Origin of the sequence: Variovorax paradoxus EPS (genome assembly GCF_000184745.1) — a bacterium.
Classification (GTDB): domain Bacteria; phylum Pseudomonadota; class Gammaproteobacteria; order Burkholderiales; family Burkholderiaceae_C; genus Variovorax; species Variovorax paradoxus_C.
The window spans coordinates 4,539,768-4,558,674 of the sequence record NC_014931.1 but is presented as its reverse complement, the minus strand read 5'-3'; the positions used below and the strand labels follow the sequence as shown (position 1 = coordinate 4,558,674).

Below are 18,907 nucleotides of genomic sequence, written 5' to 3'. Positions count from 1 at the left end.
GTGTGTCTCCTTCTTCTTTTTTTGTCAGGCCCGGGCCAGCGCGCCGAAGCTCGTCTCGCCCCAGAGATGACTCGTCGGCGCGCCCGGAAAGAGCCAGTGCGGAGAGCACTCGCTGGACGGCACGACGTTGCTGAAGCCATGCGACGACGAGGTGCCCGCGAGCGTCTTCTCCAGCACCATCGACAGGTACTGGTCGTTGCTGCTCTCCTGCGTGTTGCCGTTGAGGATCACCTCCGCGCCCGTCGCCTGCGCATAGCGGCGGATGCCGTTGTGGCGCGACTGCAGCGGCGCCCAGCTGTCGGCCGCCACGCCGTTCTCGCTGCTCACCCGCAGGCCGTCGGCGTTGCGATAGACCAGCGAGTGATTCCCTTCGGTGTGCCCCGGTGTGTGCACCAGCGCAAGCCCGCGGCCCAGCTGGATGCTGCCGTCGAAAGCGACGATGCGCTCGGCCTGCACCCCATCGAGCCCATGCGGGCAGTACCACTCGGCCTGCACCGGCAACAGGCCCTGCACGCTCGCGAGTTCCTGCCGGTGCACCAGCAGCCTCGCGTTCGGCAGCAGCCCGGGCGCATCCGCTCCGCCGAGCCAGCGGCGCACGTCCTGCGTGTGCAGGTGGTCGTAGGTGATGTAGTCGATCTGTTCGGGCGCCACGCCGCAGCTCGCGAGCGCCTGCGGTACCGTCTGGTAGACCGGCGCGATGGTCTTGTGCAGGAACTTCGGGGTCTGCTCGCTCAGCCGCTTGAAGTAGGGCGTTTCGTTGCCCGCCTCGAAGTCGGCCGGCGTGAACAGCAGCGTGCGCAGGCGTCCTTCGAAGTCGTCGTACTGGATCAGCACCGTGCGCGCCAGCAGATGAACCATGTGCGGCTTGAGCAACTGCTGCGAATACACGCCGGTGAAAGCGAACCAGGCTGGATACGGAATGCGCAGCAGGTTGAAGCTGCGCGCAAAGCGAACCGGCGGCGCATCGAGCAATTGCTCGCGCAGTGCCGAGGCGCCATGACGGATGGCGCGCAAGCGGTCTTGCGGCATTGCCACGCTGCGCGCGCCGTCGAAGTGCGTCAATTGCGCGAAGCCGCTGGGGTCTGGATCTCGGATCATGGTCGTCTCCTGAAAATTGAGGACATGCTTTTTCGATTCGATGCGGTTCGTCGATCGGCCAGCACAACAACAGCGCCTGGTGTACGCAGGGCATCGGGTGCTCCCCGCAGCGAAATCAAGGAGGAGGGCGAAGCCCGGGGGACATTCGCGGAGGGGAGTACCCGGTGGCCTGCGTACACGCCCTGAAAAAGCTCAGTACATCGACCGCCCACCCGAGACATCGAACACAGCCCCCGTACTGAAAGAGCAATCGTCCGAAGCCAGCCAGGCAGCCATCGCAGCCACTTCATCGACCTCGACGAGCCGCCCCATCGGCACGCGCGCAAGCAAGGCGTTTCGCAGCTGCTCGCGGTGCTCCACAGGCACGTCCGCGAACACAGCCGTATCGGCCGCCGACGGCGTGATGCAGTTCACCAGCACGCCGGACAACGCGAGTTCCTTGCCCAGCGACTTCGTCAGCGAGATCAGCCCCGCCTTGGATGCCGAGTACGCCGCGTTGAAGCCGTTGCCTTCCTTGCCCGCCACCGAGGCGATGTTGACGATGCGCCCGCGCTGCCTTGCCAGCATCACCGGCACGATGGCGCGGCAGCACAGCCATGCGCCCGTGAGGTTGATGTCCAGCACGTTGCGCCATTGCGCGGGCGTGTGTTCCCACGCCGAAACCGTGGGCCCGAGCACGCCCGCGTTGTTGACGAGGATGTCGATGCCGCCAAAGCCTTCCTGCGCCTCCGAGGCTGCGCGTGCGATCTGCCCTTCGTCGCGCACGTCCACGAGCGCCGAGGCCGCGGTGCCCAGCGGTGCGAGCTGCCGCACCGCTTCGGCCAGCGCCTCGGCTTCGACATCCCACAGCGTCACGCTCGCGCCGTTCGCCATGCAGCGCCGCGCAATCGCAAGGCCGATGCCGCGCGCGCCGCCGGTGATGACGGCGTGACGGCCTTCGAGCGGCCGCGCGGTGGTCATGCGACGGCAGCCTCGGCCTTGGGCGTTGCAGAAGGCTGGCCGAGCAGCCCTTGCACCAGCGCGCCCACCATCTCCGGCGGCACGCCGACCAGCAATTGCCGCAGCATCGTCAGCGTGTCGAAGTACACACGCTCGCAGACCAGCGTGTCGCCCTCGAAGATGAAGAAGGCATTCATGCGGCAGCGGAAGGCATTGCCCGTCGGCGGAATGCCTTTCAACGGCCCGCGGTGCGTGCCCAGCAGCCAGAACTCCACGATCACCGAATCGTCTGCATGCCGCAGCTGGATGATCTCGTGGCGCTGGTCGGGGAAGGCGCGGCGCGTCTCGGCGTAGTACTGGCGCACGTCGTCGTTGCCATCGTGCACCTCGCCGCTCGGGATCAGCTCGTAATGCGGATGCGGGAAGGTGCCGAGCACGGCATCGAAGTCCTGCCGGGTTTCGTCGGCGAAGTGGTCGAGCACGATGCGCTCGCGGCGGGCTTGAAGTGTGGTGAGTTGCGTTTGGTTGTTCATCGGGGTGTGCTCCGTGAGACAGTGAAGACAGGTGACATCGGGTTGCCGCGATTGCGGCCACCCGGGCTCGCTGCGTACTATCGGCAGCCCCATGCACCAAGACTGTCCGGTGTTGGCATTCGCCACCCCGGACAAACCCGCGATGCCACGCACGCCCCCTTCATCCCTCGCCACCGAAGCCCAGGCGACACCGTCGCCGCCGCAAGGCAACGACATGCGGCTGGCCGAAGACGTGCAGGCGCGCCTGCTCGCCGTGGCGCACCGGCGCACGCTGGCGCGCGGGGAGTCGCTGTTCCACAAGGGCTCATCGCCCGACGCGCTGTTCGGCGTGGTGAGCGGATCGCTGCGCGTGAGCGTGGTCGCGCCGGGCGGGCGCGAAGCGGTGATCGCGATGCTCGAACCGGGGCACTGGTTCGGCGAGGTGTCGCTGCTCGTGGGGCGCGAGCGCGTCTACGACACCTTCGCGGTCGACGTCACCGAGATGGCCGTGGTGGCCGCGGCTGACTTCCATCGGCTGATCGCCGACCACCCCGATGTGCACATGGCCTTCACGCGGCTGGTGTGCCTGCGGCTGCGTCAGGCGCTCGCGTGGATCGACGACGTGATCCTGATGCCGCTGCCCGTGCGGCTCGCGCACCGGCTGCTGACGCTGGATGCGCGCGCCGCCGTGCCGGGCGATGCGAGCGGCGGCATCACGCTCGGCGTGTCGCAGGAAGACCTGTCGTTCATGCTCGGCGTGTCGCGCCAGAGCGTGAACCGGCAACTGAAGCTCTGGGAGGAAGACGGCACGCTGCGCGTGCGCTACCGCAGCATCGAACTGCTGAGCCGCGCGCAGCTCGAGCGGCACGCGGCCGCGCTGCGATGAACGCTGGCGCGGTTCAGTCCATCCGCGCGCCCGAGGCCTTCACCGCCTTGTCCCAACGCGGCGTTTCCGTCGCCAGGAAGCGCGCGAAGTCTTCGCTGCCGAGGTAGGCCGGGTCCGCGCCCTGGCTCACCATGCGCTCGCGCACCTCGGGGCTGGTCAGCACCTGCCGGAACGCGTCGCTCAGCTTGGCGACCACGTCTTTCGGCGTGTCCTTCGGCGCGAGGAAGCCGTAGAAGCCCACCACCTCGAAGCCCTTGACGCCCGATTCGATGACCGTCGGCACGTCGGGCAGCGCGGGGTTGCGCTCGCGGCTGGTCACTGCCAGCGCGCGCACCTTGCCCTGCTTGTGATAGCTGGCGGCCTGCGGAATCGACTCGGCCATGAACTGCACCTGCCCGCCCATCAGGTCGGTGAAGGCCGGGGCACTGCCGCGATAAGGGATGTGCACCATGAAGATGCCGGTCGCGGTCTTGAACATCTCGGGCACCAGGTGGCTGATGCCGCCGTTGCCCGCCGACCCGTAGTTGACCTGGCCCGGCCGCGCCTTGGCGTAGTCGATGAATTGCTTCAGGTTCTGCACTGGCAGCTTGGGCGTGACCAGCAACGCCAGCGGCTGCATCGCGGTGCGCGCAATCGGCACGAAGTCGCGCTGCGTGTTGTAGGGCAGCTTGCTGTAGAGCGCGCCGTTGATCACCGCCACGCCGGTGTTGGCCAGCATCAGCGTGTAGCCGTCGGCCGGGCTCTTGGCGACCGCATCGGCACCGACCGAGCCGCCCGCGCCGGGCTTGTAGTCGACGATCAGCGGCTGGCCGAGCACGGCCTGCAGCTTGTCGGTGAGCAGGCGCGCGTGCTGGTCGAGCGGGCCGCCGGCCGGGAAGCCGATGACGACCTTGATGGGCTTGTCGGGGTAGGCGGCCGTGGCCGCCGTTGTGCCGAGCGTGCCGAGGGCCAAAGAAAGGACCGCCAGTGCGGTCCGGGTGGGCTTGTTCATGATCCGTCTCCTTGATGTGGAGACGATCATAAGCAGCGCCGTCTGCGCGTTTTTCAGCTGGCCAGCGTGGCCTTCAGCGTGATCTCGGGCACGCTCGCGAGCGCCTTGGAGAGCGGGCAGCCGGCCTTCGCGGCGGCCGCGATTTCCTGGAACTTCGCTTCATCCAGATTCGGCACGGCGGCGTCCAGTTCGAGCTGGATGCGGTCGATCTTGAAGCCGGCGCCGTCCTTGGCCAGGCGCACGGCGGCCTTGGTGTCGATGCGCGTCGCGGTCAGGCCCGCCGCCTCGAGCGCGAAGGCGAAGGCCATCGTGAAGCAGGCCGCATGGGCCGCGCCGACGATCTCCTCGGGGTTGGTGCCGCGCTTGTCGTCCTCGAAGCGGCTCGCGAAGCCGTAGGGGTAGTCCTTCAGGGCGCCGGTCTCGGTGCTGATCTGGCCCTTGCCGGTCTTGCCGGCGCCTTCCCAGTGAACGCTTGCGTGCTTGTCTGCTGCCATGGTCGTGGTCCTTCGGTCGGGTGGTGGTGAGGTGGTGAAGACGGAAGCCGCAGCTTCCCGCGGAAAGCGGCCTCTGTCTGTAGTCGCACGGCGCATGTGGGCGCGCCATCCGTGTCAGAAAAACAGGCGTCGCCTAGGTGACGGTCCGGGGGCTTCCCCCATTGGGCGGCAGGGGCCGCGCGGCTTAGGCTGGCGTGCCGCCGGCACTCATTTCCCTTTTTCCGCCCGTTCTTCCCACCATGCAGCAGCAAACACGCCCGCACCACAAGTTCTGGCCCAAGCGCCTCCCGCATTCGATCACCGTCCCCGCCACCTCGCTGTGGCACAACCTCGCCACCTCGGCGGCGCGCTATCCCGACAAGGCGGCGCTGGTGTTCTTCGGCCGCGTGATGAGCTATCGCGAGCTTGCCGACCAGGTCGAGCGGTTGGCCGGCGCGCTGCATGCGCTGGGCGTGCAGCGCGGCGACCGGGTGGTGCTGAACATGCAGAACTGTCCGCAACTGGTGATCGCGCATTTCGCGATCCTGCGCGCCAACGCGGTCGTGGTGCCCGTCAACCCGATGAACCGGGCCGAGGAGCTCAAGCACTACATCGTCGACCCCGATGCCAAGGTGGCGCTGACCACCGGCGACCTCGCGGGCGAACTGGCCAAGGCCAGCAACGCGCTGCCGCCCGAACAGCAGCTCTCGCACATCGTCGTGACCCAGTTCACCGACGCCTTCGATGCCGGCGTGACCGGCGACGACGCGCCCGCGCCGGCCTGGGCCGACTGGCTCGGCACGCGCCATCCGCTGCCATCGCTGGCGAACGGCAAGGCGATCGCATGGACCGATGCGCTCGAGACCGGCCATCCGGCGCCGGCGCATGCGGTGAGCGCCAACGACATGGCGCTCCTGCCCTACACCAGCGGCACCACGGGCCTGCCCAAGGGCTGCGTGCATCACCATTCGAGCCTGATGCACAACGCCGTGTCGGGCCAGCTCTGGAGCCAGGCCACGTCCGAAGCGGTGGTGCTCGCGGTGGTGCCCATGTTCCACATCACGGGCGTGGTGAGCATGATGCACACCGCCATCCTCGCGGCGGCCACGCTGGTCATCATGCCGCGCTGGGACCGCGACGTGGCGGGCCGGCTGATCTCGCGCTGGAAGGTCACCAGCTGGACCAACATTCCCACCATGGTCATCGACCTCATGGCCAGCCCCAATTTCGCGAACTACGACATGTCGAGCCTGAGCTACATCGGCGGCGGCGGCGCCGCGATGCCGCAGGCGGTGGCGCAGCGGCTGTTCGAGCAGTACGGCCTGAAGTACCAGGAGGGCTACGGCCTCACCGAGACCGCCGCGCCCTCGCACACCAACCCGTCGGACCATCCCAAGCAGCAGTGCCTGGGCATTCCGTTCATGAGCACCGACGCGCGCGTGGTCGACCCCGACACGCTCACGGAAATGCCTATTGGCGAATCGGGCGAAATCATCATCCATGGGCCCGAGGTGTTCCAGGGCTACTGGAAGCGGCCCGACGCCACGGCCGCCGCCTTCGTCGAATTCGAGGGCAAGCGCTTCTTCCGCTCGGGCGACATGGGCCGCATGGACGAGGACGGCTACTTCTTCATCACCGACCGCCTGAAGCGAATGATCAACGCGAGCGGCTTCAAGGTGTGGCCGGCCGAGGTCGAGCTCCTGATGTTCCGCCACCCAGCGATCCAGGAGGCCTGCGTCATCTCGACCAAGGACGAATACCGCGGCGAATCGGTCAAGGCGGTGGTGGTGCTGCGCGCCACGCACAAGGACACCACCGAGCAGGAGATCATCGACTGGTGCCGCGAGAACATGGCGGTCTACAAGATCCCGCGCAAGGTCCAGTTCGTGGATGTGCTGCCCAAGAGCGGCAGCGGCAAGGTGATGTGGCGGACGCTGCAGGAGCTGGAAGGCGCATGAACGGACGCCGGCCGAGACGCCTATCAAGCCTATCAAGATAGGCACCCCGACCCCGGTGCCTACCCTGAACCTCGGAATGGCCCGCGTATGCCCATCGGGCAATCAACCCGGGCTTCGTCTGCTGCTTATTTCAATTGAAGGGAATGAACGCAAACGACAGGTTTTTATAAGTCTTGTAGTCGAGGGGCATGCCGTAGGCAGCCGCCACTCGATCGTCTTTGGTCGCGGCGCCGATGACTGTCGGCACGTACGAGTTGGGATTCACCGAGGCTGAGGCACTGGGCACGAGTTTGCTCTGGATGTAGTAATAGCCAAGCTCCTTGGTGGGAACGAGATTCCAAAGCTGACGGTCTCGCAACTCGGCTCGAAGCGGTTCAACTGTGATCATGGGGTCCGAACCCGTCATGTTGCCGGTGAGCGTCAAATAGAGATCTGCGCCGATTTGAGATTTCAACAGCCACCAGCCGGTTTCGCCAGATTTTTCGAATTTCCAGAGTTGATTTCCCGCATCCGGATCGGTTTTGGTTTTTTGCTCCCAAAGAATCACGCGGGCACCGGCCTTGTGCGAAGCGTCCATGATGTCGAGGACCTGCGGCCGCGAAGTGTTTTGCCGTATAAAAAATTGAGTCTCCAGCGGAACAATATGCGCATTGGCAGTAGGTGCAGCCACTGGCGCAATGCTGGCGTCGGTATTTTCTGGGAAGCGCAAAGGAACCTCCAGCGTCGCATTGCTCCAGCATTTCTTGATCAAATCAAGCGCTTTGGAGATATCAAATGAATTGGCGCTGTCCTGCAAAAGAGCTATTGCCTGCGGGTTGGTGGAATTCTCTGGAATAAAGCAGGGCAATGTCGGGTTGAGGTTGACATACCGATCCCCCAAAAGCATCTTTGCTATCTGCGGCATGAGGTCCGTCGAGGTGCCGTTCAGGCTCATGTCCAATACAGGAGAAGACCCCTTTTGATTCATGAGAAACGGCGTGATGTTGTCGAATGGATTGCCCTCGCCGTTGATCCATTGGTCCGCGCCCCATTCATGGGTGTTGCTTTGCAGCCAATAAGGCATATAGCCGGTCCCAATGGTGATGGCCGCAATTTGATGAAGTTCCCATCCATTGCGGAGGGCAAGCGCGATCGCCGCGACTGTGGGGTCGTGATTGAAGAAGCAGCCGTCAACATTTCCGTCCGTCGATCCAAGCTGGCCGGGCATCGACCCGCTGGAGGTTGCCGCCACCGCAATCAATGTATTGCTGTTTCCTTCGAGTCCGTCCTTTTTGTCCTGGGCCGTTCCCAGCATATTCGTGAACATCATTGGCTTCCATGGCACAGGCATCATCTTGCCGATGCCTCCTTCTTCTTTTTCCACGGATCCGACATTGAAAGAAACGAGCAGAACATCCTTGCCTGCCTCCGAAATCTTTCTGTCTTTTTGAATGCTCAACTGACTGCCCAACACCTCGTCAATAGGATATGCAGGCTTGTCAGGATGAATATTCATCTTGTTGTAAAAACCCAATTCGCTGCCTGTGAACAGAGTAATCAAATTGCCTGGATCCGGGTCGGCAAGCAGTTCGCTTGAAATAATCGAACCGGTTGAACAGCCCGCGTACATCTTGGTCTGGTTCAATAGTTGTGGATCGGCCGCGAACAGACGCTGCAGCAGGGTGGCAGAAAGCAAACCGCGGATGCCGCCGCCTACAAACGACAGGATGGTGTAATAACCGCTTTTTGGCGAAGCCATAAAATTTCCTTTCGATGAATTTCCCCCAAATTGGGGAATCGCAGTTTCGATGGATGGCGCCGCTCTTGCACCTTACTTTTTCTTGCAGTTGCTATCGAAGTTCGAATTAGGTATTAGGTATACCTACGGATATCGGTGGGAATAAGCCTTTTTAGGCAAATAAAGGAGCAAAGATCGAATTGGCGACAGTCATGGAAGCGCGGATGCGCAACAACCGCTGGAATCCGTCCAACGCGGCTCTTCGCAGGCCGCGAGGTGTCTACCATTCGCACTCCGGCGAATCGGAGTGCGTACAACGCGCACTCGTTCGTCGGCACACAACAAGACATTTCACGATTTCTTCATGCACCTTCGCGCGCTGCTTCCGGGCCTCCTGGCCCTTGTTCCCCTCTTGTCCCACGCCGCTCCCCGCAACTGCCTCATCGTCGGCGTGACCGACGGCGACACGCTCACCGCGCGCTGCGGCCGCATCGGTGCCTACGAGCAGATCAAGGTGCGCATCGCCGCCATCGACGCCCCCGAAAAGAAGCAGCCCTACGGCCAGCGCAGCCGGCAGGCGCTGAGCCGCCTCTGCTACGCCGAAAAGGCGGTCATCACCGAGCGCGACACCGACCGCTACGGCCGCACCGTGGCCGACGTGTCGTGCAACGGCGAGGACGCGGGCAGCCGCATGGTGTCCGAGGGCTGGGCCTGGGTGTACGACTACAACAAGATCGCGACCAAGCGCGGCGGCGGGCTCTTCAAGCTGCAGGACAGCGCGCGCTCGCGGCACCTGGGGCTGTGGGCCGATACGAAGCCGGTGCCGCCTTGGGACTGGCGCAAGAGCCAGCGCGAATCGCACTGGGGCGACCACTTCTTTTGAGACCGGCGTGACCGGGATGTAGGCCCGAACGGCCGGCAGCGCTCAGCAGGCGCCGCCGCTCCAGCAACGCAGCGAGGGCATGAACAGCCCCGCGACGAAGGTGATTGCGCAGAACACCAGCAGGATCAGCGCCGCCATGCGGAGGCCCTCGGCGTTCCAGCGCGGCGCAAAGCTGCTGATGAAGCCCGAGGCCCACGTGCCCTCGAGCCGCTCCGCGCCGCCCCAGCGCAGCACCCAGACGAGGAACAGCGCTTCGGCGGCATGAATGGCGATCCACCAGATCAGCGACAACATGGCCCCGGTTCCGCGTTCAGGACTCGCTCTTGCCCTGCACGTCGGCGACCACGCGCGCATTGCGCTGGAAGCTCCAGTACGCACCCGCCCAGTCCATCATCACGACGACGCGATTGCGAAAGCCGATGAGGAAATACGCGTGCGCGAACAGCCAGAACAGCCACGCGAGCCGGCCGCTGAAACGCAGCGGGCCGAAGGGCGTGCCAAGGTCCACCACCGCCGAGTTGCGGCCGATGGTCGCGAGGTTGCCGTAGTCCGCATACCGGAACGGCACGGTCGGCTGGCCCGCCATGCGGCGGAGGATGTTCGATGCCGCGGCGCGGCCCATCTGCTTGGCGCCGGGCGACACGCCGGGCACCGGCTTCGGTGGCTTGCCGGGCGCGTGGCTCATGGCGGCGGCGAGATCGCCCACCACGCTGATTTCGGGATGGCCCGCGAGGCTCAGGTCGGGCTCGACCTTGATGCGGCCCGCGCGATCGCATTCGACACCCGTGGCCGTACCCAGCATGCGGCCCAGCGGCGAGGCCGCGACGCCCGCGGCCCAGACCACGCAACTGCTATCGATTCGGTAGCTCGCGACCGGTGCGCCGTCCGCGCCGCCACCGGTCTGCACTTCGAGGCCGGTGGCGTCGATGGCGGTGACGCGCGCATTCAGCCGCACTTCGACGCCGAGCTTTTCCAACTGCTCGAGCGCCTTCTGGCTCAGCGATTCAGGCATGGCCTGCAGCACGCGCGGGCCGCCTTCCACGAGCAGCACCTGCGAGCTGCTGGGGTCGATGTGGCGGAACTCGCCCGAGAGCGTGTGCTTGGCGATCTCGGCCAGCGTGCCGGCCATCTCCACGCCGGTCGGGCCCGCGCCGATCACCACGAAGGTGAGCAGGGCGCGGCGAAGCGCGGGGTCGGTGGTGGTCTCGGCGGTTTCGAACGACAGCAGCACGCGGCGGCGGATCTCGAAGGCATCGGCCAGCGTCTTCAGGCCCGGCGCGACGGGCGCCCATTCGTCATGGCCGAAGTAGCTGTGCGTGGCACCGGCGGCGACGATCAGGTGGTCGTAGGGCACTTGGGTGCCGCTCGCCAGCTGCACCGTGCGGCCGGCGGGATCGATGGCGCTCACTTCGCCGAGCAGCGTGGTGATGTTCTGTTGCTTCCGAAACAGCGCGCGCACCGGCGCCGCGATGGAGGGCGCGGCGAGCCCGGCGGTCGCCACCTGGTAGAGCAGGGGCTGGAACAGGTGGTGGTTGGTCTTGTCGATCACAGTGACATCGACATCGGCGCGCTGCAGCTTGCGAGCCGCCTCCAGGCCGCCGAATCCGCAGCCGACGATGACGATTTGAGGCCTGGTGGACGCGGTCGAGGAGGTGTTCGTTTGCATCGAACGGATGATACGCAGCCGCCCTGCACACCCCGCCATCTTGTGCCACAGTGGCTGCCCGTCGACTTTCCGGCGGCGCCCCCGCGGCGTTTTGTCCTACGGACCGCGCCGGCCCGGATGGGCTAAAACTTGCAGCTGACCCGACTGGAGATTCCATGACGCTTTCCCGGCCGATCGCACAGGCGGCGAGCGCACTGCGCGACAGGTTCCGCGACGTGCGCGCCACGAGCCTCGCACTTGCCACCCCGCTTTCCGCCGAAGACCAGTGCATCCAGTCGATGCCCGATGCGAGCCCGACGAAGTGGCATCTCGCGCACACCACCTGGTTCTTCGAGACGGTGCTTCTGCAACCGCACGCCGAGGGCTACCAGCCCTTCGATCCGCGATTTCATTACCTCTTCAATTCGTACTACGAGGCACTCGGGCCGCGGCATCCACGTCCGCACCGCGGGCTGCTCACGCGGCCTTCGGTGGACGAGGTGCACGCGTACCGGCGGCACGTCGACGAAGCGGTGCTCGCGCTGCTCGAAGGCGGCGTCGGCGAGCAGGATTGGGTGGCGATCGAGCCCATCGTCACGCTTGGCCTGAACCACGAACAGCAGCACCAGGAGCTGCTGCTCACTGACATCCTGCATGCGCTGTCGTGCAATCCGCTGCTGCCTGCGTACAAGCCGGCGAGCGGACCTGCATTGCGCTTGGCCGCAGTGCCCTCGCCGATGCGCTGGCTCCCGCAGCACGGCGGCATCGCCGAGGTCGGGCATGCGGGGCAAGATTTTTCTTTCGACAACGAGACACCGCGCCACAAGGCGCTGCTGCAGCCGTACGCGATTGCCGACCGGCTGGTGAACTGTGGTGACTACGCGCAGTTCATTGCCGATGGCGGCTACCAGCGTGCGGAGTTGTGGCTGTCCGACGGATGGGCTGCGGTGCAGGCCGACGGCTGGCAGCATCCTGCGTATTGGCTCGCGTCGGACGATCCGCGGCTCGGCCTCGGTTCGCAACAACAGCAGCAACAGCAGGGCAGCACGGGCTGGCATGTGTTCGGCCTGCACGGCGTGCGGCCGATGGAGGCCGATGCGCCGGTGTCCCAACTGAGTTTCTATGAAGCCGCCGCGTACGCCGAATGGGCCGGCGCGCGGCTGCCGACCGAGTTCGAATGGGAGGCCGCGTTCGACGCGCCCGGCATCACGCAGATGACCGGCCATGTCTGGCAATGGACGCGTTCCTCGTACGACCCGTACCCGGGCTTTCGCCCGATGCCCGGCATCGCGGCCGAATACAACGGCAAGTTCATGGTGGGGCAACTGGTGCTGCGCGGCGGCAGCGTCGCCACGCCGGCCGGGCATTCGCGGCCGAGTTATCGCAACTTCTTTCCGCCGGCAGCGCGCTGGCAATTCACGGGGCTGCGGCTCGCGAAAGACCTTTGATCATGCGCAATCCAACTTCTTCTTCGTCGCTGTCTTCGTTCGTTGCTTCTTCGAAGTCGCAGAAAGCGGAACGCTCGCCGGCGCCGGTCGTTTCGCTGTCCGAATTCGGGCGGGAGATGCAGGCGGGTCTTGCGCGTTCGCCGCGCAGCATCTCGCCGAAGTTTTTCTACGACGCGGCGGGCTCGCAGTTGTTCGACCGCATCTGCGAATTGCCCGAGTACTACCCGACGCGCACGGAGCTGCGAATCCTTGGCGAACGCGCGGGCGAGATCGCCGAGCAGGTCGGGCCGAACGCGGAGATCGTGGAGTTCGGCGCGGGGTCGCTCACGAAGGTGCGGTTGCTGCTCGATGCGCTTGAAACGCCCAAGCGCTATCTGCCGATCGATATTTCGGGGGAGCACCTCGAAGCGGCTGCGGAGCGGTTGAAGGCGGACTATCCGGCGCTTGTGGTGCAGCCCATTGCTGCGGACTACACGATGCCTCTAGTGTTGCCTGCACCTATGGCGGGTTCGGGTCGTCGGGTCGGATTTTTCCCGGGGTCGACCATTGGCAATTTCGAGCCTGATGAAGCGCTGGCTTTTCTGCAGCTTGCGGCGCGGATGCTGCGGGGCGGGGGGCTCCTGATCGGTGTCGATCTGGTGAAGGCGCCGGAGCGGTTGCATGCGGCTTACAACGATGCGCAAGGGGTGACGGCGGAGTTCAATCTGAATCTGCTGCGGCGGGCGAATACCGAGCTCGATGCGGACTTTGATCTCGATGGGTTTGCGCATGCGGCGTTCTACAACGCGCCTCGTCAACGTATTGAGATGCATCTGGTGAGCCGGAAGGCTCAGAGCGTTTCTTTGAATGGGGAACGGTTTGGGTTCGAGGAGGGCGAGACTATTCATACGGAGTACTCGCACAAGTTCACTGTGGATGGGCTTCGTGCGTTGGCTGTGCGGGCTGGGTTTCGTCCTGGTGCCGTTTGGACGGATCCTGAAAAGCTCTTTAGTGTTCACTGGCTGGCTGCTTAGTTTTTTTCCCGAGGCCGGGTCTCGCCCCGGCAGGCGACTTACTTTCTTTTGCTTCGCCAAAAGAACGTGAGCAAAGAAAAGGCGACCCTGCTGTCCGCGACCCTTCGCTGCGCTACGGGCAACCTGCGGTGCTCGCGGTTCGCGGGGTCTCGCAGAACTCGCTTCGCTCAAACAACTGCGAGCCCTGATCCGCGAACCGCTGCGCTCCTCGGCGCAGCCAGAAGGGCTTGGGAACCCAACGGGCCATCGCTGCGCTCGGCTTGTGATCGGGCCTTTGCTTCGCTCGGCCGTGGTGCCCCCACCCCGGCCTTCCCCCGGGAGGGGAGGCAGAAAGACAAGACATGCGACACCGGGCCTGATGCATTGCTCCTTCCCCTCCCGGGGGAAGGCTGGGATGGGGGCACGACGGCACTCGCTGCACAGCTGCGCCTCATCGAGCGCCGCGTGCCCCCACCCCAACCCTCCCCCGGAAGGGGAGGGAGCCAATCCAAGCCGAGCGAAGCAAAGGCTCGTGAGGTGTTGAGCAGCCGAGCGCAGCGATGGCGCGTCGGTCCCCAAAGCCCTTCTGGCTGCGCCGAGGAGCGCAGCGTTTCGCGGATCAGGGCTCGCCCTTGTTTGAGCGAAGCGAGTTTGGGCGAGACCCCGCGGAACGTGAGCACCGCAGGTTGCCCGAAGCGAAGCGTAGGGACGCAGACAGCAGGGTCGCCTTTTCTTTGCTCACGTTCTTTTGGCGAAGCAAAGGAAAGTAAGTCGCCCGCCGGGGCGAGACCCGGCCTCGGAAAACAAACATCCAAATAAGGTTCATACGACCCAATGAAAAAGCGACCGTGCCAAGCAACGGCACAATAGCCAAGCCCCGTGCGGCAGCGCAACGGAACGCGCCCCCGCCACCCCTCCCCTTGGAGACCAAGACAAATGAAAGCAACCTGGAACGGCGTCACCATCGCCGAAAGCGACGACACCGTGCTCGTCGAAGGCAATCACTATTTCCCGATGAGTTCGCTCAACCGCGATCACGTCACCTTCAGCAATCACAAGAGCACCTGCCCCTGGAAGGGCACCGCGAGCTACTACTCCCTGCTGGTCAACGGCGAGCTCAACACCGACGCCGCCTGGTACTACGCCGACCCGAAGCCCGAAGCCGAGGAAATTCGCGACCGCGTCGCGTTCTGGAAGGACGTGAAGGTCGCCGCGTGACCACCGCCGCCTTCACGCCGCCGTTCATCGACCCTGCCGAACTGCCCGCCGCGCTGCGCGAACAGGGCTACGCGGTGCTGAGCCCCCAGGGCGTCAGCGACTGGCTCGGCGCGCCGCTCTCGCAGCTCGAGGCACTGCATGCGGACTGGAACGACCTTCCACCCGACGAGTACCTGAAGGACGGCGGCCGCTACCGCACGCGCCGCCATGCATGCTTCACCGTCGAGGCCGGCGGCGACAACGCCACGCTCGAACAGGTGCCGCATCGCGCGCATTGGCAGCCGGTCGAATACAACGCGCTGCACGGCGGCATGCAGCGCTGGTTCGCGCCGATGCTCGCCGAGACCATCGTGCAGCCGGTGTGGCAGCGCCTGCTGCAGCGCCTCGGTACGGCGGCGAGCGACATGCGGGGTGCGCCACAGAAATGGTTCGTCGAGGCGCATCAGTTCCGCATCGATACCGCCGGCGGCATCGGCCGCCCGACCCCCGAGGGCGCGCACCGCGACGGCGTCGACCTTGTGGCCGTCGCGCTGGTCGGCCGCCAAGGCATCAAGGGCGGCGAGACGCGCGTGTTCGAGGCCAACGGCCGCCGCGGCGAGCGCTTCACCATGACCGAGCCGTGGACGCTGCTCGTGCTCGACGATGCACGCGTCATTCACGAATCGACGCCGATCCAGCCGCTCGAGGAGGGCGGCGAAGGTTGGCGCGATACGCTCGTGATCACCTGCCGATCACAGGGTTTCCAGGGCGATTGACGTCCGTTGGCGGTACTTTGGGTGCCGCTGGCCCGAGTCCTACAGCCACCCATCGGCGTAGCGGTTAAATTCGGGACCCGGTTCGACTTCGAGCCGTGTCTGTCTGCGAACGAAAGCGAGGTCCGCCATGTTCAATCACATCCTGGTTCCCATCGACGGTTCTGAAACTTCCATGCTCGCCGTCAGCAAGGCCAGTGGCCTCGCACTGGCTTTCGGAAGCCGCATCACGCTGATTCACGTGATCGACAACTACCCCTTCATCGGCGTGGGCGCGGACTATGCGCTCGGCCAGAACGAATACCTCGCCGCCGCCACCGCGAGCGCGAATGCGGCACTGGCACGCGGCGTCGCGGCGCTCGCGGCCGAAGGCCTGCACAGCGACCAGCGCGTGATCGACGGCCACGTGGTGCACGAAGGCATCGTCGATACCGCCATCGCGATCGCGGCCGACCTGATCGTGATGGGCTCGCATGGCCGCAGCGGCATCGAGAAACTGCTGCTGGGCAGCGTCACGCAGCGCGTGCTGCAGGACGCGACGATGCCGGTGCTCGTGGTCAAAGGCGGTTGAGCGAAAAGCCGGACTTGCTTTCGAAGCGAAGGGACTGCTGCGTCGCCGGATGCACGAACGCCAGTTCGCTCGCATGCAGCATCAACCGCGGCGCACGCGCCTGCACCGCTGCATCGCCATACAGCGCATCGCCAAGAATCGGATGACCGATCGACAGCAGGTGCACACGCAGCTGATGAGAGCGACCGGTCTCTGGTTCGAGCAGCACGTGGGTCGCGCTGAACTCCCCCTGCATCGATGACGCGAGCGCACGCCAGCGCGTGAGGCTGGGCTTGCCCGCGGGGTCGGTCTTCTGCAGCGGGCGGCGCGGCCAGTCGGCCATCAAGGGCGCATCGATGATCGACCAGTCTTCGCGCATGGGCATCGCGCCATCGACGATGGCTTCGTAGCGCTTGTGCACCTGCCGGTCGGCGAAGGCGGCGCTCAATGCGCGCTGCATCTCGAGGCTGCGTGCCATCACCACGAGGCCGCTGGTCGCCATGTCGAGCCGGTGGACGATCAATGCATCGGGCCATCGATGCATGGCACGTGCGCTCAGGCAGTCCTGCTTGTCGTCGCCGCGCCCGGGCACACAGAGCAGGCCCGCGGGCTTCTCGAGCACCAGCAGGTGGACGTCTTCGTGGATCGGTTGGAGTGGCGGCGCGGTCATGGGGAAGCAGAGTGTAGAGACGAGCGGCGCAGGGAAGGGCGTCGCGCCCTGCTCATGCGCGGCTCATGGTGCCTCGGCTATCCTCGACCGAATGTCCGGCCCCGCTCCCGCCTCCGCTTCCTCCTCCCAGCCCAGCTTTTCCGACCTGACGCGCGAGCGCCCCTTCATGCACATGTGGACGGCGCGGCTCTTCGGAACCGCTGCCTCGCAGATGCTGCTGGTGGCCATCGGCTGGCACATGTACGAGCTCACGAACAGCGCCTGGGACCTGGGCCTCGTCGGGCTCTACCAATTCGTTCCCGCGCTGCTGCTGGCGCTCCTGGCCGGACACATCGTCGACCGCCACCACCGCGGCCGCATCGTGGCGGCGTGCTTCGCGGTGCAGGCGTTGGTGGGGCTCGTGCTGCTGGTGGCCGTGATGGAGAAGCACGACACGCGCGGCCTGCTGCTGGGGCTCTCGCTGGTGCTCGGCGCGGTGCGCGCCTTCCAGATGCCGGCTCAGCAGGCGCTCACGCCGTTGCTGGTGCCGCCCTCGATGCTCGCGCGGGCCATGGCCTTCAGTTCGGCCGGTATGCAGGGCGCGATCATCGGCGGGCCGGCGCTCGGCGGGCTGCTGTTCGTGGCGGGCATGTCGGTGGTGTACGGCGCGAGCGTGGCGTTCTTCGTCGTCGCCTGCGTGCTGGTGCTGCGGCTGCGCTATGCCTACACGCCGGCCGCGCGCGAGCCGGTCACGCTGGCCACGGTGTTCGCGGGCGTCGACTTCATCTGGAAGCGCAAGCCCGTGCTCGGCGCCGTCTCGCTCGACCTGTTCGCGGTGCTGCTGGGCGGCGCGGTGGCGCTGCTGCCGATCTATGCGAAGGACATCCTGCACACCGGCCCCTGGGGCCTCGGCCTGTTGCGCGGCGCACCCGCCGTGGGCGCGCTGGTGATGTCGATCGCACTCACGCGCCGGCCGGTCGAGCGCCACGTGGGCCGCACGCTGCTGCTGGCCATCGGGCTCTTCGGCCTCTGCATGGTGGTGTTCGGCATCTCCAGGAGCTTCATCGTCTCGCTGATCGCGCTCGCGGTGTCGGGCGGGGCGGACATGGTCAACGTGGTGATCCGCCAGACGCTGGTGCAGCTGGAGACGCCCGATGCCATGCGCGGGCGGGTGAGCGCAGTCAACTCGATCTTCATCGGCGCGAGCAACCAGCTCGGCGAATTCGAATCGGGTGCCACGGCGGCGCTGCTCGGACCCGTGGGGTCGGTACTGGTGGGCGGCGTGGGAACGATGCTGGTGGCGCTGACGTGGTTCAAGCTGTTCCCGTCGCTGGCACAGCGCGATCGGCTCGTGGTGGCGATGCCTGCCGGCGCCAAGCCAGCGGGGCCGGCCTCCTAGGCCTAGTCCTGGAAAACCGAAAAGGCTTTCGGTGCGTCGAGCGTGAGGTCGTCCAGCGCCTCCGCCACGCAGGGGAGGATCCAGCCCTCGTCCTTCTCGTCGAAGCTCAGGCCGGGCCATTCGATGATGTGGCGCACATGGCCCGAGACCAACTGGCAGATGCAGGTGCGGCACGTGCCGTTGCGGCAGGAGCTCGGCAGTTCGATGCCGGCCGCTTCGGCGGCTTTCAGGAGCGTGGTGCCCGGTTCGGTCTCGAAGTCGAGGCCCGAGGGCTCGAGTCGGACCTTCATTCCTGGGGAGGCTGTTGTTGCTGCTGCCGCTCGCGGCGTTGTTCGCGCAGCATGAAGAGATAAAGGCTCTCGACCTTCTCGCGCGCCCACGGCGTCTTGCGCAAAAACTTGAGGCTGGAGCCCACGCTCGGGTCGATCTGGAAACAGCGGATGGGAACGAGCTCGCCGAGGTGTTCCCAGCCGTACCAGTCGGCCAGCGAGGTGACGATGGCCTCCAGCGTGAGCCCGTGCAGCGGATTGCGCGGCTGGGCCGGCTTGGCTGCAGGCGCCGGGGCCGGTGGGGCCCCGGCCGGTGCCTCGTCGGTCACTTGTTCTTGAGCTTGCCGCGCGGAATCACCGCGGTGGTGATCGTGCGGACCGGCTCGATGCCGCCGGTGCCCACGGGCTTGGGCGGCGAGGTGTCCTTCTTCGGTTTCTTGGCTTCCTTGGTGCTGCGTTGCTGACTCTTGGCCATGACTTTTCTCCAGTTGATGCTACGGATGCAGCGGGCAGTTTAGCGGTGCGGCG

21 protein-coding genes are annotated in these 18,907 nt (G+C 65.7%); 9 read left to right on the top strand and 12 right to left on the bottom strand.

Annotated features, from left to right (window positions below; all coding sequences use genetic code 11):
* Window positions 1-24: 24 nt before the first annotated feature.
* The 3 genes from VARPA_RS21085 to VARPA_RS21075 all read right to left on the bottom strand — a co-directional run bounded on the left by VARPA_RS21085 (window position 25) and on the right by VARPA_RS21075 (window position 2,570).
* Window positions 25-1,098 (bottom strand): hypothetical protein, encoded by a 1,074-nt coding sequence (locus VARPA_RS21085; protein ID WP_013542613.1) that lies wholly within the window; start codon window positions 1,096-1,098, stop codon window positions 25-27.
* 192 nt (window positions 1,099-1,290) lie between these two features.
* Complete coding sequence (locus VARPA_RS21080; RefSeq protein ID WP_013542612.1) at window positions 1,291-2,058, bottom strand: SDR family NAD(P)-dependent oxidoreductase; 768 nt, start codon at window positions 2,056-2,058, stop codon at window positions 1,291-1,293.
* Window positions 2,055-2,570: an ester cyclase gene (locus VARPA_RS21075; RefSeq protein ID WP_013542611.1), complete on the bottom strand. Its 516-nt coding sequence runs from the start codon at window positions 2,568-2,570 to the stop codon at window positions 2,055-2,057. The genes VARPA_RS21080 and VARPA_RS21075 overlap by 4 nt, the downstream gene beginning before the upstream one ends.
* Before the next feature lie 142 nt (window positions 2,571-2,712).
* On the opposite strand from VARPA_RS21075, the gene VARPA_RS21070 reads away from it, so the two are divergent.
* On the top strand, window positions 2,713-3,435 hold the full coding sequence (locus VARPA_RS21070; RefSeq protein ID WP_049794450.1) for a Crp/Fnr family transcriptional regulator: 723 nt from the start codon (window positions 2,713-2,715) through the stop codon (window positions 3,433-3,435).
* A 13-nt stretch (window positions 3,436-3,448) separates the two neighbouring features.
* Here the strand turns inward: VARPA_RS21070 and VARPA_RS21065 are convergent, their stop codons facing one another.
* The gene (locus VARPA_RS21065) at window positions 3,449-4,426 is read right to left on the bottom strand and encodes a Bug family tripartite tricarboxylate transporter substrate binding protein (protein ID WP_013542609.1); all 978 of its coding nucleotides are present in this window, start codon (window positions 4,424-4,426) and stop codon (window positions 3,449-3,451) included.
* Between the two features lie 53 nt (window positions 4,427-4,479).
* A complete protein-coding gene (locus tag VARPA_RS21060) occupies window positions 4,480-4,920 on the bottom strand; it encodes an OsmC family protein (protein WP_013542608.1) in 441 nt (146 codons plus the stop codon).
* A 239-nt stretch (window positions 4,921-5,159) separates the two neighbouring features.
* Between VARPA_RS21060 and VARPA_RS21055 the strand changes: the two genes are divergently transcribed.
* Window positions 5,160-6,857, top strand: a complete 1,698-nt coding sequence (locus VARPA_RS21055; protein WP_013542607.1) for a long-chain fatty acid--CoA ligase — start codon at window positions 5,160-5,162, stop codon at window positions 6,855-6,857.
* A 130-nt stretch (window positions 6,858-6,987) separates the two neighbouring features.
* Here VARPA_RS21055 and VARPA_RS31170 read toward each other — a convergent pair whose 3' ends face one another.
* Entirely contained in the window at window positions 6,988-8,595 is a 1,608-nt protein-coding gene (locus VARPA_RS31170; RefSeq protein ID WP_013542606.1) for a patatin-like phospholipase family protein, read from the bottom strand.
* 343 nt (window positions 8,596-8,938) lie between these two features.
* On the opposite strand from VARPA_RS31170, the gene VARPA_RS21045 reads away from it, so the two are divergent.
* Window positions 8,939-9,457 (top strand): thermonuclease family protein, encoded by a 519-nt coding sequence (locus VARPA_RS21045; RefSeq protein WP_013542605.1) that lies wholly within the window; start codon window positions 8,939-8,941, stop codon window positions 9,455-9,457.
* A 42-nt stretch (window positions 9,458-9,499) separates the two neighbouring features.
* On the opposite strand, the gene VARPA_RS21040 is transcribed toward VARPA_RS21045, so the two are convergent.
* Together VARPA_RS21040 and VARPA_RS21035 are read right to left on the bottom strand one after the other, a co-directional pair.
* Window positions 9,500-9,751 (bottom strand): hypothetical protein, encoded by a 252-nt coding sequence (locus VARPA_RS21040; RefSeq protein WP_013542604.1) that lies wholly within the window; start codon window positions 9,749-9,751, stop codon window positions 9,500-9,502.
* 16 nt (window positions 9,752-9,767) lie between these two features.
* Window positions 9,768-11,123: an NAD(P)/FAD-dependent oxidoreductase gene (locus tag VARPA_RS21035; RefSeq protein ID WP_013542603.1), complete on the bottom strand. Its 1,356-nt coding sequence runs from the start codon at window positions 11,121-11,123 to the stop codon at window positions 9,768-9,770.
* A gap of 155 nt (window positions 11,124-11,278) precedes the next feature.
* Here VARPA_RS21035 and egtB point away from each other — a divergent pair, with 155 nt between their 5' ends.
* The 5 genes from egtB to VARPA_RS21010 all read left to right on the top strand — a co-directional run bounded on the left by egtB (window position 11,279) and on the right by VARPA_RS21010 (window position 16,083).
* Window positions 11,279-12,550, top strand: coding sequence for an ergothioneine biosynthesis protein EgtB (egtB, locus tag VARPA_RS21030; protein ID WP_013542602.1), 1,272 nt, complete (start codon window positions 11,279-11,281; stop codon window positions 12,548-12,550).
* A gap of 116 nt (window positions 12,551-12,666) precedes the next feature.
* Window positions 12,667-13,563 carry an L-histidine N(alpha)-methyltransferase gene (gene egtD, locus VARPA_RS21025; RefSeq protein ID WP_234975111.1) on the top strand — a complete coding sequence of 299 codons (897 nt, stop codon included), beginning with the start codon at window positions 12,667-12,669 and terminating at the stop codon, window positions 13,561-13,563.
* 915 nt (window positions 13,564-14,478) lie between these two features.
* On the top strand, window positions 14,479-14,760 hold the full coding sequence (locus tag VARPA_RS21020; RefSeq protein WP_013542600.1) for a DUF427 domain-containing protein: 282 nt from the start codon (window positions 14,479-14,481) through the stop codon (window positions 14,758-14,760).
* Window positions 14,757-15,515 (top strand): 2OG-Fe dioxygenase family protein, encoded by a 759-nt coding sequence (locus VARPA_RS21015; protein WP_013542599.1) that lies wholly within the window; start codon window positions 14,757-14,759, stop codon window positions 15,513-15,515. Before VARPA_RS21020 ends, VARPA_RS21015 begins: the two co-directional genes overlap by 4 nt.
* Window positions 15,516-15,642: 127 nt before the next feature.
* Window positions 15,643-16,083: a universal stress protein gene (locus tag VARPA_RS21010; RefSeq protein ID WP_013542598.1), complete on the top strand. Its 441-nt coding sequence runs from the start codon at window positions 15,643-15,645 to the stop codon at window positions 16,081-16,083.
* Here VARPA_RS21010 and VARPA_RS21005 read toward each other — a convergent pair.
* Window positions 16,070-16,732, bottom strand: a complete 663-nt coding sequence (locus tag VARPA_RS21005; RefSeq protein ID WP_013542597.1) for an RluA family pseudouridine synthase — start codon at window positions 16,730-16,732, stop codon at window positions 16,070-16,072. The two genes, VARPA_RS21010 and VARPA_RS21005, sit on opposite strands and share 14 nt — an antisense overlap.
* 91 nt (window positions 16,733-16,823) lie before the next feature.
* On the opposite strand from VARPA_RS21005, the gene VARPA_RS21000 reads away from it, so the two are divergent.
* Window positions 16,824-18,110 carry an MFS transporter gene (locus tag VARPA_RS21000; RefSeq protein WP_013542596.1) on the top strand — a complete coding sequence of 429 codons (1,287 nt, stop codon included), beginning with the start codon at window positions 16,824-16,826 and terminating at the stop codon, window positions 18,108-18,110.
* A gap of 2 nt (window positions 18,111-18,112) precedes the next feature.
* Here the strand turns inward: VARPA_RS21000 and VARPA_RS20995 are convergent, their stop codons facing one another.
* Genes VARPA_RS20995 through VARPA_RS31410 form a run of 3 tightly spaced genes read right to left on the bottom strand, consistent with a single transcriptional unit; the run spans window position 18,113 to window position 18,854 of the window.
* On the bottom strand, window positions 18,113-18,400 hold the full coding sequence (locus tag VARPA_RS20995; RefSeq protein WP_013542595.1) for a 2Fe-2S iron-sulfur cluster-binding protein: 288 nt from the start codon (window positions 18,398-18,400) through the stop codon (window positions 18,113-18,115).
* Window positions 18,397-18,708, bottom strand: coding sequence for a VF530 family DNA-binding protein (locus VARPA_RS20990; protein ID WP_013542594.1), 312 nt, complete (start codon window positions 18,706-18,708; stop codon window positions 18,397-18,399). The genes VARPA_RS20995 and VARPA_RS20990 overlap by 4 nt, the downstream gene beginning before the upstream one ends.
* Window positions 18,705-18,854, bottom strand: a complete 150-nt coding sequence (locus tag VARPA_RS31410; protein ID WP_013542593.1) for a hypothetical protein — start codon at window positions 18,852-18,854, stop codon at window positions 18,705-18,707. Before VARPA_RS31410 ends, VARPA_RS20990 begins: the two co-directional genes overlap by 4 nt.
* Window positions 18,855-18,907 lie beyond the last annotated feature (53 nt).

Bases quoted from the DNA above. Each gene is read 5' to 3' on its own strand.
- VARPA_RS21060 (WP_013542608.1), bottom strand. From the start codon at position 4,920: ATGGCAGCAGACAAGCACGCAAGCGTTCACTGGGAAGGCGCCGGCAAG.
- VARPA_RS21005 (WP_013542597.1), bottom strand. From the start codon at position 16,732: ATGACCGCGCCGCCACTCCAACCGATCCACGAAGACGTCCACCTGCTG.
- VARPA_RS20995 (WP_013542595.1), bottom strand. From the start codon at position 18,400: ATGAAGGTCCGACTCGAGCCCTCGGGCCTCGACTTCGAGACCGAACCG.
- VARPA_RS21045 (WP_013542605.1), top strand. From the start codon at position 8,939: ATGCACCTTCGCGCGCTGCTTCCGGGCCTCCTGGCCCTTGTTCCCCTC.
- VARPA_RS21010 (WP_013542598.1), top strand. From the start codon at position 15,643: ATGTTCAATCACATCCTGGTTCCCATCGACGGTTCTGAAACTTCCATG.
- egtD (WP_234975111.1), top strand. From the start codon at position 12,667: ATGCAGGCGGGTCTTGCGCGTTCGCCGCGCAGCATCTCGCCGAAGTTT.
- VARPA_RS21040 (WP_013542604.1), bottom strand. From the start codon at position 9,751: ATGTTGTCGCTGATCTGGTGGATCGCCATTCATGCCGCCGAAGCGCTG.
- VARPA_RS21035 (WP_013542603.1), bottom strand. From the start codon at position 11,123: ATGCAAACGAACACCTCCTCGACCGCGTCCACCAGGCCTCAAATCGTC.
- VARPA_RS21020 (WP_013542600.1), top strand. From the start codon at position 14,479: ATGAAAGCAACCTGGAACGGCGTCACCATCGCCGAAAGCGACGACACC.
- VARPA_RS21065 (WP_013542609.1), bottom strand. From the start codon at position 4,426: ATGAACAAGCCCACCCGGACCGCACTGGCGGTCCTTTCTTTGGCCCTC.
- egtB (WP_013542602.1), top strand. From the start codon at position 11,279: ATGACGCTTTCCCGGCCGATCGCACAGGCGGCGAGCGCACTGCGCGAC.
- VARPA_RS21070 (WP_049794450.1), top strand. From the start codon at position 2,713: ATGCCACGCACGCCCCCTTCATCCCTCGCCACCGAAGCCCAGGCGACA.
- VARPA_RS31170 (WP_013542606.1), bottom strand. From the start codon at position 8,595: ATGGCTTCGCCAAAAAGCGGTTATTACACCATCCTGTCGTTTGTAGGC.
- VARPA_RS21055 (WP_013542607.1), top strand. From the start codon at position 5,160: ATGCAGCAGCAAACACGCCCGCACCACAAGTTCTGGCCCAAGCGCCTC.
- VARPA_RS21080 (WP_013542612.1), bottom strand. From the start codon at position 2,058: ATGACCACCGCGCGGCCGCTCGAAGGCCGTCACGCCGTCATCACCGGC.
- VARPA_RS31410 (WP_013542593.1), bottom strand. From the start codon at position 18,854: ATGGCCAAGAGTCAGCAACGCAGCACCAAGGAAGCCAAGAAACCGAAG.
- VARPA_RS21085 (WP_013542613.1), bottom strand. From the start codon at position 1,098: ATGATCCGAGATCCAGACCCCAGCGGCTTCGCGCAATTGACGCACTTC.
- VARPA_RS21075 (WP_013542611.1), bottom strand. From the start codon at position 2,570: ATGAACAACCAAACGCAACTCACCACACTTCAAGCCCGCCGCGAGCGC.
- VARPA_RS21000 (WP_013542596.1), top strand. From the start codon at position 16,824: ATGTCCGGCCCCGCTCCCGCCTCCGCTTCCTCCTCCCAGCCCAGCTTT.